Below are 16,072 nucleotides of genomic sequence, written 5' to 3' on the forward strand. Positions count from 1 at the left end.
TCGACCTCCCCTGCGACCGACACCCCGGCAGTTCGTCCAAGGTTCAAGTGTACGCGGACTGGCGAGATTCCCGTCCTGTATTCTATCACGTTCAGGCTGTCCCTGTCAGGCGGCACGCCGGAGAAGCCCCATGCCCTCGCAGTCAATGCTGCCGCGACTCCTGTTTCTGGAGCTGTGCCTGCTGAGCTGGCTGGGGATGCAGATCGTTCATGAACAGGGGCATCTGGTCGCTGCCTGGGGAACCGGAAGCCGCGTGACAGCGGTGGTATTGCATCCGCTGGCGATCTCGCGAACGGATGTCAGTCCGAATCTCTCGCCGAGACTGGTGATCTGGATGGGCCCCTGCTGGGGAGCCGGATTTCCTGTCCTCGTCTGGTTGGTATCGCGTAAGGTCCTGCCCCGTCAGGCGGACCTGTTCCGTTTTTTTGCCGGATTCTGTCTGATCGCCAACGGGGCCTATCTGAGTTCGGGGCTCTGGTCTCCCGTCGGTGACGCGTGGGACCTCCGAAATCTGGGAACCCCAGTCTGGCAGTTCGGCCTGTTCGCCGCAGCCACGATTCCGGCGGGAGTCCTGCTCTGGGATGGTTTGGGAGGACGATTCGGGCTGTCCCGCCCTGCGACAGCGACGTCGCTTCGAGAACTCGGCGGGGTCACACTGCTCCTGCTGGGAGTGATTGCGATCGAACTGATCTGCTCCGGCCGGTGAATGGGGGAAGCCGCTCCGCTGCAGAGCAGCAGTTCACGCCTCAGCTTCCAGCGCGCCGGATCACTCGCCCCGTTTTTCCGCTTCGATGCGTCGACGCCGCTGTCGGAGCCGAGTAAACAATTGCTCGTAGCGTCGGGGGAGGGCCTCTTCGGAGCGGGTCACTTCCGCCTGCGGCAGCGGTCGTTCCTGCTCGGTGAACTCACGCTGATAGACAGCACCGGAGGGACCCACGATGTCGTACAGACGATAGGTCTCTTCGTAGTCCGGAATCGTCTCTTCCTGATCATCGACCTGCGACCAACTGGAGAGTTGCTGGACCTCCTGCCGCAATTGCCGCACGGTTTCCAGCAATTCCTGCTCGGGAATCTCGCACTGCTGAATGCAGGTGGCTGTCGCCGATTCGTAGCGCGGCAGCGCCTGCTCCGCAGCCAGTTCCTGCTCGAATGTGGGAACCTGAACGGAATCCCGCCGATCCTCCGGCAGTTCAAAGATCCGGTCCAGCGTGGCGTAGCGATCGATCACAGGTGCTTCGATCATGTCGGTCTCTGCCTCTCTTGATTCATCCATGATTTCGGGGAGCGCAGCGCTGGCGACCGTGGTCTCACTCTCTTCTGAGGCTGCTTCTGCATCCATGCCGGAACCGACTTCGATAACGGCATACTCCACTTCGTCCTCTTCGCCGGTCTCACCCTGATGGTGAAACGGAAGAGTTCCCCCGACACATTCCTTTTCCGGCTCCGGATCAGGACTTGGCTCGTGATCCGCCGGGTGTCGCAGGAAGTCGGGGATTACGAATTCGTCCGTCTCGAGCTGTGAGGGGTCAACCATCATCACAGCGGGAGCGGGAAGCGCGGGTTCATCATCCGGCAATGGATCTTCAGCAACGGAGGGTTCACCCGGCTCGGCAATCGATGCCAGCATCGAGTCGTTCCATTGCAGCGGGAGTTCTTTCAGATCGTCCAATGCGAGCCGGACGATGTTCGCCGTCACCGGACGGGCCTCATCGGCAAAGGCCAGCAAGAAGGAATGATCGGCCAGTTGAGAAAGGCATCGCAGATTGCCGTCGCTGGCGCGGCAGATCATCTCGAGCCCGGCATCGGTGACCAGACTGGAAAGGTCGGTCGCTCCGCATTCGAAGAGGCGTTGCGACAAAAACCGGGCGGACTGTTCGAAGGTCAGCGGGTCCAGACAGACATGTGCACCGATTCGCTGATTGAGTGCCGAGAGGGCCGGGTCAGCGAGCTTTTCTTCCAGTTCAAACTGGCCGCACAGCACCAGCCGGATCAGCGACTCTCCTTCCGGAGCATAGTCGGTCAGTGTTCGCAGCTCTTCAAACAACCGGAGATTGAGCAGATGGGCTTCATCAACAATCAGCAGCATTCCCCCGCCTGCAGCCCCCGCCTGCCGGGCCCGCTCGATCAATTGCAGGCGGGCCTCCTGTTCCGAAAGGCCGACGTAGCTGATCCCCAGCTCAAACAGAATCGCCTGCAGCAAGGCGCGGCGGGTCTGAAACGCGCCGGTGCTGAGGTAGATCGTGAGAAAATCCTGTTGCAGCAACCCGGCCAGTTTCTTGCAGATCAGCGACTTCCCCATACCCGGAGCGGAGGTGATGACACCGATCCCTCGCGCCTGGGAGACGCAGTTGATCAGCGAGTCCAGCGCTTCCTGGAACGTCGGCAATGCGACAAAATCGTCCGGATGAGGGACTGCGGAAAACGGCCGTTGCGTTAAGCCGAAGAACTGTTCGTACACCCGCCACCTCGTCCGTGAATCTGCACCGCCGGGGAAAAACGCATCCATGCCTGAACATCGGTCTCAGTCTGGCAGGCCAGCGCGCGCCGTGTCTCTTCCTTGATCGAAAAAAACACATCGGGTCGTTCAGCAAATTGAGGATTGTCGTCATAACCCAACCTGCCGAACGAGATCACTCTCGACGGGACAGCAGATTCTGCCTGTCCTGAATCCTTCTGGGCGAAGATGAACCGCAACTGACGAGCGGAACGGAATCTCTCTCACTGATGCGTGCTTTAATCTCGTCATGACGGACGAGGAACGGATGCTCTCTCCTGCCCCAGGCGGGAATCTCCAATCCGTTGGTCGTCGCGGCAGAGCACGACGGGTCCAATCAGCGCCTGTCTCTGCGACACCGGAGCCGGTCACTCCTGCATCGTTGTCAGTTGCGCCCACGGTCAGTTGCGCCCACGGTCACCCGATTCGCGTTTCAGTCGCCAGGCCAGACACACCACGGCAATGGCGGGAACAATCGGTCCCCGCATGCGGGCATCGCTCCAGTACACCAGATGCACCGCCGAGGTTGAGAGAATCAGAAGCACCGGCACGCTCCAGTGCCAGACCTGTTCATCCCGCCTCCAGGCCAGTCGCAACAGCTGTCCGAATCCGGCCAGCAATCCGATCCACAACAGCGAATAGTAAGCTCCGATCGTCCAGAAGACTGCGGGGGGAACTCCCTGCGTGGTGGGAGAGTGCCCCGTCACGTTCCAGAACCAGGTCCATTTCAGCAGGCAGGCCTTCGCGAACGTCTCAGGAAACCGGCGAATCGTCTCGACCGCACGCTGCGACATCCACTGGTCCCGTTCGACTTCCGTATCGACCCCGGCCGCTTCTATCTCGCGTTCGATGCCAGAAAACCAATCCGCTTGCCCGGGACCATGCGAGCCATCCCAGATCGTGCCCCAGGGCTGTTCGACCACTTCGCGATAGAACGCTTCGTTATTTCCCAGCAGCAGCGTATAGCCGCCGTGCGTCGTCATGAAGATCGGGCTCCCCAGCTGCTGCCAGTTTCTCACCAGCCAGGGGACCACCAGCACCGCAACTCCGAGCGTTCCCAGCACGAGTCGACGACCGAGATTTTCCGACATCTGCCGGCTCTCATGCCAGACCCAGAACAGGGCATAGAGTCCCCCGAAGCTCCAGAATGTCGGGCGGCAGAGCACACAGGCCCCGAAGGCCAGTCCCGCCAGAAATGGCTGCAGTAACCTCCGGGTTCGATTGCTGAAGCGCCGCCGGGGCTGCCACGTCAGGAGCACCATCAGCAACGCCACCAGAAAGGCGCTGACCGTTTCCGTCATGGGAAAAACACAGTACCGCAACAGCAGCGGGTCGACGCAATAGAACGCAGCGGCCCACCAGCTTTCCCAGCGTCCGAGGAGCAGATTCCGGGCGGTCCCCCAGACCAGCAGCGCCGCCAGCACCGAGACGGTCAGATGGAGAACGGCGATCCCCTGGGGACGAACCGGTTCAGGAATCGCAGCCAGCAGCAATGGATAGAGAGGGGGACGATACGCTGAGGGGAGCGTTCCACCGGGAATCGAAAGGCCCCGCCCCTCCTGAATTCCCTGAGCAATCGCGATGTAGTAATCGCGATCATCACCCAGATCCTGTTGATAGCGCTGCATGACCGCCAGACGCGGCAGGAGAGACAACAGGCACAAGCTGATCCACGCGAAGAGATCAAACTTGCGTTCGGTTCGCATCGACATCCCGCTGCGGCCTTGCCGGAGAGGCGGCCGGGCACAACGCATCGGCGAGGCTGGGTCGTGCGGCCAAAGGTAGTTTCAGAGTAAATTTTGTGCCATGTCCCGCAGCACTTTCAACCCGGATCCGACCTTCGTGTGATTCGATAATATTCTTGCAGAGCGCCAGCCCCAGACCGCTCCCCCCCTGCCCTTGGGCGTCGGCCGATTTGGTCGTGTAGAACCGGGTGAAAATCTGCGGCAGCTTGTCGGCGGGAATTCCGCAGCCGGTATCTTTGACGAGGATTTCCGCCATCCCGTTTTCGCTGTTCTCGGCGACACCGAGGGTCAACGTGCCGCCGGGCTGCATCGCCTGTCTGGCGTTGATGATCAGATTGACGAGCACCTGTTGAATTTCACCCACGTTGACGTCGGCAAAGGGCTCCGACTGGACTTTCAGGTCGACGTGAATGCGGTGCACATGCAGGTCTTTTTCTACCAGCACGAGCACGTCGCGGACGATGCGAGCCAGATTCTGGGGCTCTCGTCGGGATCCCCGCTGACGGGCATACGACAGCAGTCCGGTGGTGATTTTGGCCGCCCGCTGTCCGGCAGAAAGAATCTTGTCGAAAGCCTTGTCGCGGTGGGCGGCATCCTGATGCCGCAGGCCCAGCTTGGCGTAGTTGATAATCGTCGTCAGAATGTTGTTGAACTCGTGCGTAATCGAGGACGCCAGTTCGCCAATCGAACCGAGTTTCTGCGCCACCAGCAGCTCGCTTTGCAGCTGCTCAATCCGTTGCCGGAGTTCTTGCACTTCCGACGAGGCGGCATTTTGATCAGTCGTTTCGATCACAAGCACAACCCGTGGCGCGTGGTGGTGGCGGACTCACCCCGAAGCCATCGGCAGCGATGGCTCCGCGACTTCAAACGAACAGCCGAGTTTCCGGCAGGTCCCGGTTCCGGAACAGATCAGTTCCCCCGGAAACCCGTGATCTCCAGGAGCCCCCCCGTTTTTTCTCTTCAATCCACGAACTCTGCCCGTTCCTGAATCTCTTCCCGTTTCACCCCAGCTTCCGCCAGAGCGGTGTACAGATCGGAACGAGCTCCTTCCTGGGCATCCCGGGCGTTCAGAATTCGAACACGTAATCCCTGATCATTCCCGGGAACTTCAGTGACCCGTTCCTTCAGATCGGGCAGGCTGATTTCAATCCCCTGCGAGGGATTCTCGGCGGAGGCGAGGCGGTATTTGTCCCCATGAATGACAACCACCAGCAGGGGCGAGGGAGTGCTCAATGTGGTCGGGCCAGCGGGCTTGTCGGAACGCAGCACCGAATTGTCGACCCGGATCCGCTTGTCGGTCGGGCCGCTCGTCTCCACGGCATTCGGGGTTCCGCTGCCGACCCCGCTGCCCCCCAGACCGGGACCTTTCCAGTGGTTCCCGATGTAGATTCCCGCTGCGATGATCAAAGCCAGAATCGTTCCGGTGAATCGTCGTTTCATGATCAAGAAGTCCTTGTCCAGACGGTGCGCGGCAGGTTGAGCTTGCCTTCTCGCAACCGTGGCTTATTCGACCCGGAAACCCAGATCGGCGTATTCAAATCGAGTCCGGCCCGCGCTGTCGGCCTGCATCCGAGCGACCACGACCGGCAAGGCCTGCCGCACCCGGCTGGTCACCAGAATACGGGTGGACCGATCGTAAGTCAGCAAAACCAGCACCAGACTTTTGGGCTGAGGGAGAGTCCGGTACCAGTTGTACAGGTCGGCCGCGAAGCGTTCGACCGCCACGCTGTCGGGCTCATCGGTGATCACCCGGATGCGGGTACTGCGATTCCCCGCGGTGACGGTCGCCACCCCCTGGGCATCGACATGCAGATCCCAGACGTCGCAACGTTTCCGGATCTCTTCATAGGATAACAGATGCTCCACCATGCGGCCCGGTTTCTCCAGACCGAGGGACTGGAATTTCTCTTTCAGCTGCTGCAGCTCCGCCGGTGACTGACTGCCGGGGGCTGCCCGGGCGGGATCAAAAATGCGGGCGACGTCGTCGGGAGGAATCTGAAACAGTTGCGTGACCAGTTCCCCCAGCACACGCTGCTGTGCCAGTGCCCGCTCCAGATCCCCCTGTGATTGCTCCAGCCGATCTTTGTCCGCGGCGACATGCAATTCCGCAGCCAGTGCCCGGGCAGAGGCAGCCTGCAACCGCTGATCGACCGACTGGAGTTCGACCAGTGCCGCGTTCAGCCGGGCCAGTGCGGCGTCCCGGTCGGCCACGGCGACGACGGACTGCTTCGACAGCTCCTCAGACTTCTCCTGCACTTCCAGGAACTGGCAGAAGGCCACGATCAGCAGCAGATCGACCAGTGGAGCCAGTTGAATCGTCAGGCGCCGTCCTGTCATGACAGCGCTCCATCGCCGGTCTCGGTCAAAGTCAGCTCACGTTTCGCGCGGGCCACGGTTTCGCGGACATGGCGGCGGCTCTCCGAGAGGCGAATGAACGGGGCTTCCACCCAGCTGTTCACGAACATCAGCAGGATGGCCGACACCAGCCCGGCGGCAGTCGCCCAGATGGCATCGCCGAAATTCTGCAGAATCAGACCGACCATCGACTTCCCCTGCAGCGTCGACGGGTCGGTCTGCAAGGCGGCTCCGATCGCGAGAATGGTGCCGAGGACCCCCGCCAGCGGGTAGGCCTCGATCATGTTTCTCGCGATGGTGTAATAGGTCTCGAACGTGACGGAATTCAGATACTGGCGTTTTTCATCGAGGACCCGCATCCGCTCCAGCAGGGCCCGACGCTGCGACGTGCGCGAGGGCTCATCCAGCACATCGTTGACGTCTGCCAGAAAGGTCTCGATCTGGTCCGCCAGATGCGCGTTCGAGTCGAGCAGACTCTGATTCTTCAGCCCCTTGGTAAAATCGAACAGCGCGGAGGCAATCGCCCGCAGGTCCCGACGCGACCAGATCCATAACACCAGAAACAGAAACAGGTGCACACAAAACGCGCCGACGATGACAAATCGCGAGAGAACCGACAGCTGTTGCAGCAGATTGGACATCCAGCCGATTTCCCAGTGGAAGTGTTCGCGGATCGAGCCAGCGCGGTCATCATCGACTGAAAGCCTCAGCCGCTTCCATCAACATCGCTTGGAAAGGAGATCCGGTCAACAGCGATTCGAACCGATGCCGCTGCCCCTCTGCCGATTCTGTGCAATGCGCCAGTTGCGAGGGCTCTTAGCCGGGCGTGGCTCCGGTCATTCTTCCAGCGCGGGTTGAAACGCAGGATCCCGCGCCGCCAGCGCCTGCCGGATCTCCCGCACGGACTGCGCAGCATACTCCTGACTCGAACCCAGATTTCCCCAGACCGGCTTCGGCCAGCAGGCATCGTCGACAGACCGACCAATGACGTGCAAATGCATCTGAGGGACAACATTCCCCAGCGCCCCGAAGTTTGTCTTCGTGAGTTGCCAACGCTCCTTCACAAAGGCCGCCACCAGAGCCGCCTGCCCCATCACTTCGTTCCGCTGCTCAGCGTCGAGATCCAGCAGATCGGCCTGCTCCGTCTCCGGGACCAGAATAAACCACGGGAGCAGCGCGTTCCGGTTCAGCAGCAGGTGACAGCGGGGCCAGCGGCCGATGAGATGACAGTCTGCCAGCAATTGCGGGTGAATCTGAGGAGCCATTGTTCGTCCTGAAAACGTCTCGAAAACCGTTCGGGGAGCCACAATATCGGCTGCGGCTTCCCGGGTCACGGAGCAGAGCCAGCGTTGACCCGCAGCAGCCTGCTCGATACCCTTCTGAGTTCCCTGCTCCGGGTTGTTGGAATCTGGAACACACTTTCCACCGTAAGTAACTGATAGCGAAGCACATGGGTCGCGTCGAAAGATCTCGCGAAATCGCCCGCCGCCGGGCTCGCACCGTAAAACTGAAAAAGCTGCGTGCGAAATTCGCCGCCGCCAAGAACGATGCGGAGAAGGCAACCATCGTCGCCAAGGTTCAAAAGCTGAGCCCGTTCGCGACGCTGCCGTAAGGCGGTCTGCTTCCGTTTGACCAATGAGTCAGCCCGGCGAACAGTGGACCGCACTGTTCGCTTGTTTGCTGCGCAGCCCTCGCTTTCCCATGGGCAGCCGCCGATTTGCTTCGATTAATTCCCCCCCTCGGCGCGCCTGCCGCTGACGACATCTTCCCCGCCCTCTTGCCCTCGGGAGACCACGATGCGACGTCTGGTTCTTGCTGCCCTGCTCTTCTGCTCAATCGCTTCCGTGACCTTCGCGGACGACACGGTCTACGAACTGCGAATCTACAAGGCCAACCCCGACAAGCTCGAGACGTTGCTGAAGCGGTTTCGTGAACACACGCTGAACTTTTTCGAACAGGCGGGAATGAAGAACATCGCCTACTGGAACGTCGCCTCCGGCCCCCAGCAGCACGACACGCTCTATTACATTCTCGAGCACGCGAGCCCCGACGCCGCCAAGGCCTCCTGGGAAAAATTCCGAGCCAACGAGGACTGGAAGAAGGTTGTCGAAGAGAGCCAGAAGAAGGGGAAGATCCTCGTCGAGAAGGGAGTCACCAACACATTCCTGCGGAAGACAGACTACTCTCCGGCGATCGAGCCACTGGCCCCTGGAAAGCTCTATGAACTGCGAACCTACACAGCCGCAGAAGGGAAGCTGGACGATCTGCACGCCCGCTTCCGCAATCACACGGACAAGCTGCTGCAGAAGCACGGCATGAAGGCTGTCGGGTATTGGACCCCCACCGAGGCTCCCCACAACGCCAACACGCTCATTTACATCCTGCAGCACGAGAATCGGGATGCTGCCAACGCATCATGGAAAGCCTTTATCGACGATCCGGAATGGAAGGCCGCCAAGGCAGAATCCGAGAAGAACGGCAAGCTGACCGCCCGGCCTCCCGAGTCGGTCTACCTGACCCTCACCGACTTTTCCCCCCAGCCGAAGCCGCCAGAAGCGACACCGGCAGCGCCCTGAGCGAGTGAAAGCGAAGGGGAGGCGGGTTGCGGCTGTGAGACCCGCAACTCACTTCTTGCGGCGGGGAGATTTGCTTCCCGCACGTGGCTTCTTTGACGCCGGGCGAACCCGCTTCACCGGGTTCCCGGATTCGTCATCATCCATTCCCCGACCGCGGAAGTAGACCCGCATGGGGACTTCCTTGAACGGCAACTCATCGCGCAGCTTGCCGATCAGATAACGTCGCCAGTTCTTGTCGAACAACTCCGGATCGTTGCACTTGAGCACGATCGTCGGCGGCTCAATTGCCACCTGCGTACCGAAGTAAATCTTCCCGCGGCGGTTCGTCTTGAACCGGGGAGGATTGACTGCAATCGCCTGTTCGATCACACGGTTCAGCTGCCCGGTCGTTACCCGCTCACGCGACTGCTTGTAAATCGACTGGGCGAGATTGATCAGCTGCTTGATATTCTTGCTGTCCTTGGCGGTAATGAACGCCACGGGCACATGTCGCAACATGCCGAACGTCGTGGAGAGATATTCTCCCCACTTCTCGCTGGTCATTCCCTTTTCCAGCCCCAGATCCCACTTGTTGACGACAAAGATGCAGGCCTTGCTGCGCTCCAGAATCTCGTCCACCAGTTGCTTGTCGACACGGGAAATGTGCTCGGTCGCATCGTAGAACATCAGCACAACGTCCGCGCGGCGAATACTCTTCTGAGCCCGGACCAGCCCGTAATACTCAATGTCATTGGCCAGGCTTGTCCGCTTGCGGACCCCCGGCGTATCGATCGCCACGAATGATTTGCCGTCGAACTCGAATCGGACGTCGACGCTGTCCCGCGTAGTGCCGGCGATTTCACTGACGATCATCCGTTCGGTCTGGGCGAGCGCGTTAATGAAAGTGCTCTTCCCGACATTTCGCCGACCGACGATCGCCAGCTTGAGTTCTGGTTCCTCAGACTGATGCTCTCCCTGCTCCCCTTCATTGTCATCCGGAGGAGGGAGCAGCTCCACAATCTCGTCCAGCAGCTCCGCCCGGTGCCGATTCCCCTTCACACTGGTCTGAATCATCGGCGCGTTCGCCAGGCCAATGAATTCGTGCATCTCCAGATCGGTTTTCGTGGAATCACATTTATTCACGACGATCAGCTTGGGAACATCAATCTTCCGGAGCCGCTCGGCCACCACCTTATCCAAGGGAGTCAACCCGGCCTGTCCGTCGACGACGAAGAGGATCATATCGGCTTCATCGATGGCATTCTGGATCTGCCGCTCGATGTCTTCACTCAGGTCATCGGAATCAACGATCCCGATTCCCCCGGTGTCGACCAGATCAAAATAGCGGTCGCGGTGAGTCATCATGTACTCGACACGGTCGCGGGTCACTCCGGCGGTTGGGTCAACGACGGAAACCAGCTTCCCCGCCTGCCAGTTCATGATGGAGCTCTTCCCGACATTCGGGCGCCCAACGATTGCTACCTTCGGAATGGACATTTCAGCGATAAACTTCACGTCAAAAGAGGACAGCGTCCGAGGAGGCTGTCAGAAATAAACGAGTCCGGCCTGATCAACTCGCCGGACACAGAATGGGAGACAGGGAGCACACCTGCCATCAGGACCCCGGACCTTCCGGACTTCCAAGACTGGCCTGCCGTTACTGCCGCAGGAACCGGTAATCGTGTGTCAGCCCCAGCTCCTTGGCGTTGGCACCGAATCCGCTGGCATTTCCCCGGGCTGCCTTCAGAATCTCACGGGCGACCCGATCCCGCTCGGTAGAGGATAACTCCCCCACCTTGCGGTTCCCGACCGCTTCGACGGCCTTTTCGAGATCGGTGACGTCCTGCGCATACACGGTTGTGTTGTCCCCCAGCGTGGTCAATCCCTTCCCCCAGTAATAACGATGCGGCCAAGGCCCAACTGTCGTCCGGGTGGATGACCGGAATACGACTGCCGGCTCAGGCAGTTCACCGGGGAGCAGCACCCGCTGACCACGAGGCATTTCCGCGACAGAAACACCGCCAGGGACGAACAGACACAGGGCCAGTACGAAAAATCCACGCATCATGGACTTGCTTCCAGAGAGACTCGACGGGGATGGTCCACGCTGATGATACGGGAACAGTCGACGTTTCGGGAGCCACCACCACTCAGACGGTTTTCCGAAGAACGGGAGTTCCGACAACGAAATCGGACAGAAACTGCACCTAACCGGTTTATTGAGAATGAGTTGCAATCGAAAAACTTTTTCTCAACGCAAATTGTCAAAAATCCGCTGACCGGTATACTGGGATGGATGCGCCCCGGGGACCAATCGGGGCCATCAACAGAAACAGAGTGTCATTGACTCCATCAGCCAATCCATGATGACCCACCGGGACAGCAGCGATCGCGACTTTCTGTCTCTCCTGCAACGGGCACAACCTGCTGGAATCCAACAGCTTTGCGCCAAGACAGGAGTGACGGCGACGGCTGTCCGGCATCGGCTGGCCCGGCTGGAGGCCGATGGACTGGTCACCAAGACCGTCGCTCGACAATCCCGCGGACGCCCCAGCCATACGTACTCCCTCACCGAAGCGGGGGTCCGGGCGTTAGGAAGCGATCACGCCGAAATTGCAGCCCTCCTTTGGAAAGAAATCCTGCGGATTGATCAGACTGGAGTGCGGCAGCAGGTCCTCAATGGACTGAAAGAGTCGCTGATTGAGAGATTCGGGTCGGTTCAGGAGGGGGGGAGCCTCGCCGGGCGGCTGCAGGGAATGTGCAACCGGCTGACCCAGCTCGGATTTGATGTGGAATATTCACTGGAGGAATCACCCGGCAGCCTGCCGGTTCTCCGGGAACATAATTGCCCGTATCATGGTCTCGTCGCAGAGGACGCGTCGTTCTGTGAGATGGAGCAATCGGTTTTTACAGAGGTCCTCGGAACCCCGGTGGAACTTTCCGCCTGCCGGCTCGATGGGCATCATTGCTGCGAATTTCACGTGGGAGAAACAGCGACGGAAACCCCGATGTCGCGATGAAGCGGGCGGAGCTTCATCAAAATTGAGAGTCGCCTGCCGGGGATTGTGTTTCCGGCAGCCAGAATTTAACAAGCATCAGCCATCAGTCTCATCAGTGATTCCACTGTCCATTCGGCGCACGCAGGAGCAGTTCAGATGACTTGGATCGACGGCCGCTTCGAAGAGAATGTCATCACCACCACGCTGGAACAGGCGATGAACTGGGCACAGCAATCCAGTGTCTGGCCGATGACGTTCGGACTCGCCTGCTGTGCTATTGAAATGATGGCCACGGGAGCCAGCCGATACGATGTCGACCGCTTTGGTGCGGGGGCCTTTCGGGCAACACCCCGTCAGGCCGATCTGATGATTGTGGCTGGGACCGTGACCTACAAAATGGCCAGCCGTGTGCGCCGGCTCTGGGAGCAGATGGCCGACCCGAAATATGTGATCGCGATGGGGGCCTGCACCGTCGGCGGCGGACCTTACTTCAAGTATGGCTATCACGTCGTCAAGGGGGTCGATCTGGTCGTCCCGGTGGATGTGTACGTCCCCGGCTGCCCTCCCCGGCCCGAAGCGTTACTCGAAGGAATTATGCGGATTCAGGACAAGATCCGGGCTCGCAAAATCAACCGGGGAGCGACCGAAACACTGCCTGTTCCCCATCACACCGGGTATGTGAAAGACCCGCAATTGATCCTCGCCTGAGCGGCGCCGCTTCGCGCGAGAACCTGTTACTGAAAGTTTTTGACACAGCCCTTGTCAGTCGGCCACGTGAGGCCGCCGTTCTGGTGACTTCGGAAAAGTCACCCATTGAGAAGTCCAGAAGTTGCCAGGGTTGAACCGCCCCGTCACGGCGATCTGAACAGTCCGTCCAGATCGGTTCACGGAATCGGCGACACAGCCTCAGCCAAGTTATTTAGATCGGTCAATAAGCAGATGAGTGTTTTGAAGATTCAGGATTTGCATGTGTCGGTCGGCGAAACCGAGATTCTCAAGGGAGTGAATCTCGAATTGCGGCAGGGTGAAGTCCACGCGCTGATGGGCCCGAACGGCTCCGGCAAAAGCACTCTGGCTTACACTCTGGTCGGGCACCCCAAATATGAAGTGACCCGCGGCTCCATTGAAATCAACGGCCAGAGCCTGCTGGATCTGGATCCCAGCGACCGCGCCCGGCTGGGGCTGTTCCTCGCGTTCCAGTATCCGGTCACGATCCCCGGTGTGAAGGTCGCGGACTTTCTGCGACATGCCATCACCAACGTTCGCAATCCGAACCGTAAAGAAGGCGAAGAGCTGATCCCGATGCGGGAGTTCCGCACCGAGCTGCGGAAGACCATGCAGGAACTCAATATCGATGCGGAATTCGCCCGCCGGTACCTGAATGAAGGCTTCTCGGGCGGCGAAAAGAAGCGGATGGAAATTCTCCAGCTGGCGATGCTCAAGCCGAAGTTCGCGATCCTCGATGAAACAGACTCCGGCCTCGACAGCGACGCTGTCCGGGTCGTCAGCGAAAGCCTGCAGAAGCTGACGGGTCCCCACCTCGGGGTGTTGATCATCACGCACCACGAGCGGCTCCTGGAATACAACGTGCCGCAGTTTACCCATGTGATGCTGGCCGGCCGCATCGTGGAATCAGGCGATGCCCAGCTGGCTCATGAGCTGCACGCTCACGGCTACGCCGGTGTTCGCGAACGCCATCCGGAAGCGGCTGCCGAAGAACAGGCCACCGCCCAGAAAGAAGAAGCCGCCGCAGCCCTCTGATCCGGCTTCGATAGCAGGTTCACCCCATGTCCACCTCGACACTTATCACTGCCAACCAGTTCGCCGACATGTCTTTCGACGTGCCGGTCGAGCTGATTCATGGAGAGGTGATCGCAATGACCAACCCTGGAGGCTGGCATGGGGCTGTTTGCCTGAATATTGCGGGCGTACTGTTTCGGTGGATCAGCCAGGGAGCAGAGTACCGGGCAGCCAGCAATGACCCCGGTGTCCTGACGGAACGCGATCCCGATACGGTTCGCGGACCGGACCTGCTGGTGATTCAACGAGCTCGACTGATTGACGGCCGCATGCCGCGCAAGTACTTCACCGTTCCGCCGGACGTGGCCATCGAAGTGAAATCCCCCAACGATCGCTGGCCGGAGATTCTGGAGAAAGTTTCCCAGTTTCTGCGAGCCGGAGTTTCAGAAGTCTGGGTCGTCGACCCGGACCATACACGTGTGCATGCCTACCGGATCGACGATGAGCCGACGGTCTTCAGCCGGGGCGACCGGTTGGTTTCCGCTTTTCTTCCCGGCTTCGACTGTGCTGTGGAAGAACTGTTTCAAGGCATCGACTTCCTTCAATAATTCCTCCGCAATCCCGACTTTCCATCGGAGAAAGCTGTCCTGATATGTCTACTCTCGACGCCCTGAATACCGAATCCGCTGAGATCCCCGTGGGGGAATATCAGTTCGGGTTTCACGATCCGACCGACAAATACTCCTTCATGTCCCGCAAGGGACTGGATGCTGATATCGTGGCCCAGATCTCCGAAATGAAAGGGGAGCCGGGCTGGATGAGAGACTTCCGTCTGAAGTCGCTGGAGATCTTCAACTCGAAGCCGATGCCCCACTGGGGGGGCGATATGTCGGGGATCGATTTCCAGAACATTTACTATTACGTCAAAGCCAGCGACCGGCAGGAAAAGTCGTGGGATGACGTGCCGGAAGATATCCGCAAGACGTATGAACGCCTTGGCATTCCGGAAGCGGAGCGCAAGTATCTCTCCGGGGTGAAAGCGCAGTACGAATCGGAAGTGGTCTACGGCTCGCTGCAGGAAGACCTGACCAAACAGGGAGTCCTGTTCACCGACACCGACTCCGCGCTGAAGCTGCATCCCGAAATCTTCCGGGAATACTTCGGGACGATCATCCCGCCCAGCGACAACAAGTTCGCCGCCCTCAACTCCGCCGTCTGGTCAGGGGGCTCGTTCATTTATGTTCCGCCGGGAGTCCACATCGAGTTCCCGCTGCAGGCGTATTTCCGGATCAACACCCAGAACATGGGCCAGTTCGAACGAACGCTGATCATCGTCGACGAAGGGGCCAGCGTGCACTACGTCGAAGGGTGCACCGCTCCGACCTACAGCAGCGACTCGTTACACTCCGCCGTGGTGGAAATCCTCGTCAAACGCCGGGGCCGCTGCCGTTACACGACCATCCAGAACTGGTCGAACAACGTCTACAACCTCGTCACCAAGCGGGCCATGGCCTATGGCGATGCCCTGATGGAGTGGATCGACGGCAATCTCGGCTCCAAGCTGACGATGAAGTATCCGGCCGTCTACCTGATGGAGCCGGGTGCCCGGGGTGAGACCCTGTCGATTGCCTTCGCCAGCGAAGGTCAGCATCAGGACGCCGGTGCCAAGATGGTGCATTGTGCTCCCAATACGTCGAGCCGCATCATTTCCAAGTCGATCAGCAAGAATGGTGGCCGCTCAAGCTACCGCGGCCTCGTGAAAGTGCAGAACGGCGCCCTCAACTGCAAGAGCAACGTTGTCTGTGACGCGTTGATCCTCGATCCGGAAAGCCGCAGCGACACGTACCCCTACATCGAAGTCGAAGAAGACGATGTGGCGATCGAACACGAAGCCTCGGTTTCCAAAATTGCTGAAGAGCAACTGCTGTATCTCACCAGTCGTGGTCTGACAGAAGCCGAAGCGTCGGCCATGATCGTGACTGGCTTTATCGAGCCGCTCGTCAAAGAACTGCCGATGGAATACGCAGTCGAAATGAACCGGCTGATCGAACTGCAGATGGAAGGGAGCGTCGGCTGATCGCCTGCTGCGTGTGACAACGGGCGGAAGCTCACCTCGACAAACTCATCGGAAACTCGCGCTGGTCCCCGGACCGTCGCGAGTTTCTTTTTTTGGCAGCGGCACTG

Annotated in this window: 17 protein-coding genes; 8 read left to right on the top strand and 9 right to left on the bottom strand. The window is 59.7% G+C overall.

The genetic code is table 11. The features are described from left to right. Positions 1-130 precede the first annotated feature (130 nt). Positions 131-706: a hypothetical protein gene (locus SH664x_RS16360; protein ID WP_437202698.1), complete on the top strand. Its 576-nt coding sequence runs from the start codon at positions 131-133 to the stop codon at positions 704-706. Between the two features lie 60 nt (positions 707-766). Here SH664x_RS16360 and SH664x_RS16365 read toward each other — a convergent pair whose 3' ends face one another. The 7 genes from SH664x_RS16365 to SH664x_RS16395 form a co-directional block, all read right to left on the bottom strand. Then, a complete protein-coding gene (locus SH664x_RS16365; RefSeq protein WP_437202699.1) occupies positions 767-2,458 on the bottom strand; it encodes an ExeA family protein in 1,692 nt (563 codons plus the stop codon). Between the two features lie 437 nt (positions 2,459-2,895). Next, the gene (locus SH664x_RS16370) at positions 2,896-4,200 is read right to left on the bottom strand and encodes a hypothetical protein (RefSeq protein WP_437202701.1); all 1,305 of its coding nucleotides are present in this window, start codon (positions 4,198-4,200) and stop codon (positions 2,896-2,898) included. After that, the gene (locus SH664x_RS16375) at positions 4,178-5,032 is read right to left on the bottom strand and encodes a sensor histidine kinase (RefSeq protein ID WP_437202703.1); all 855 of its coding nucleotides are present in this window, start codon (positions 5,030-5,032) and stop codon (positions 4,178-4,180) included. Before SH664x_RS16375 ends, SH664x_RS16370 begins: the two co-directional genes overlap by 23 nt. A gap of 167 nt (positions 5,033-5,199) precedes the next feature. Beyond that, a complete protein-coding gene (locus SH664x_RS16380) occupies positions 5,200-5,679 on the bottom strand; it encodes a hypothetical protein (RefSeq protein ID WP_437202705.1) in 480 nt (159 codons plus the stop codon). 63 nt (positions 5,680-5,742) lie between these two features. Further along, a complete protein-coding gene (locus tag SH664x_RS16385; protein ID WP_437202707.1) occupies positions 5,743-6,576 on the bottom strand; it encodes a hypothetical protein in 834 nt (277 codons plus the stop codon). Beyond that, complete coding sequence (locus SH664x_RS16390; protein WP_437202709.1) at positions 6,573-7,235, bottom strand: MotA/TolQ/ExbB proton channel family protein; 663 nt, start codon at positions 7,233-7,235, stop codon at positions 6,573-6,575. The genes SH664x_RS16385 and SH664x_RS16390 overlap by 4 nt, the downstream gene beginning before the upstream one ends. Positions 7,236-7,430: 195 nt before the next feature. Continuing rightward, positions 7,431-7,859, bottom strand: coding sequence for an HIT domain-containing protein (locus SH664x_RS16395; protein ID WP_437202710.1), 429 nt, complete (start codon positions 7,857-7,859; stop codon positions 7,431-7,433). Positions 7,860-8,044: 185 nt separating this feature from the next. Here SH664x_RS16395 and SH664x_RS16400 point away from each other — a divergent pair, with 185 nt between their 5' ends. Both SH664x_RS16400 and SH664x_RS16405 read left to right on the top strand, forming a co-directional pair. Further along, complete coding sequence (locus tag SH664x_RS16400) at positions 8,045-8,206, top strand: DUF6800 family protein (RefSeq protein ID WP_437202712.1); 162 nt, start codon at positions 8,045-8,047, stop codon at positions 8,204-8,206. A gap of 184 nt (positions 8,207-8,390) precedes the next feature. After that, the gene (locus tag SH664x_RS16405) at positions 8,391-9,170 is read left to right on the top strand and encodes an NIPSNAP family protein (RefSeq protein ID WP_437202714.1); all 780 of its coding nucleotides are present in this window, start codon (positions 8,391-8,393) and stop codon (positions 9,168-9,170) included. Positions 9,171-9,218: 48 nt separating this feature from the next. Here SH664x_RS16405 and der read toward each other — a convergent pair whose 3' ends face one another. Beyond that, positions 9,219-10,646, bottom strand: a complete 1,428-nt coding sequence (gene der / locus SH664x_RS16410) for a ribosome biogenesis GTPase Der (protein WP_437202716.1) — start codon at positions 10,644-10,646, stop codon at positions 9,219-9,221. 160 nt (positions 10,647-10,806) lie between these two features. After that, positions 10,807-11,217, bottom strand: coding sequence for a hypothetical protein (locus SH664x_RS16415; protein WP_437202718.1), 411 nt, complete (start codon positions 11,215-11,217; stop codon positions 10,807-10,809). Between the two features lie 295 nt (positions 11,218-11,512). Between SH664x_RS16415 and SH664x_RS16420 the strand changes: the two genes are divergently transcribed. The 5 genes from SH664x_RS16420 (at position 11,513) to sufB (ending at position 15,965) form a co-directional block, all read left to right on the top strand. Then, positions 11,513-12,169, top strand: coding sequence for a helix-turn-helix transcriptional regulator (locus tag SH664x_RS16420; RefSeq protein ID WP_437202719.1), 657 nt, complete (start codon positions 11,513-11,515; stop codon positions 12,167-12,169). Between the two features lie 135 nt (positions 12,170-12,304). Then, the gene (locus tag SH664x_RS16425) at positions 12,305-12,856 is read left to right on the top strand and encodes an NADH-quinone oxidoreductase subunit B (RefSeq protein ID WP_437202721.1); all 552 of its coding nucleotides are present in this window, start codon (positions 12,305-12,307) and stop codon (positions 12,854-12,856) included. A gap of 231 nt (positions 12,857-13,087) precedes the next feature. Then, on the top strand, positions 13,088-13,909 hold the full coding sequence (gene sufC / locus SH664x_RS16430) for a Fe-S cluster assembly ATPase SufC (RefSeq protein WP_437202723.1): 822 nt from the start codon (positions 13,088-13,090) through the stop codon (positions 13,907-13,909). A gap of 26 nt (positions 13,910-13,935) precedes the next feature. After that, positions 13,936-14,496, top strand: coding sequence for a Uma2 family endonuclease (locus SH664x_RS16435; protein ID WP_437202725.1), 561 nt, complete (start codon positions 13,936-13,938; stop codon positions 14,494-14,496). Between the two features lie 44 nt (positions 14,497-14,540). Then, positions 14,541-15,965, top strand: a complete 1,425-nt coding sequence (sufB, locus tag SH664x_RS16440) for a Fe-S cluster assembly protein SufB (protein WP_437202726.1) — start codon at positions 14,541-14,543, stop codon at positions 15,963-15,965. Positions 15,966-16,072 lie beyond the last annotated feature (107 nt).

Source organism: Planctomicrobium aquicomposti (assembly GCF_051466325.1).
GTDB lineage: Bacteria > Planctomycetota > Planctomycetia > Planctomycetales > Planctomycetaceae > Planctomicrobium.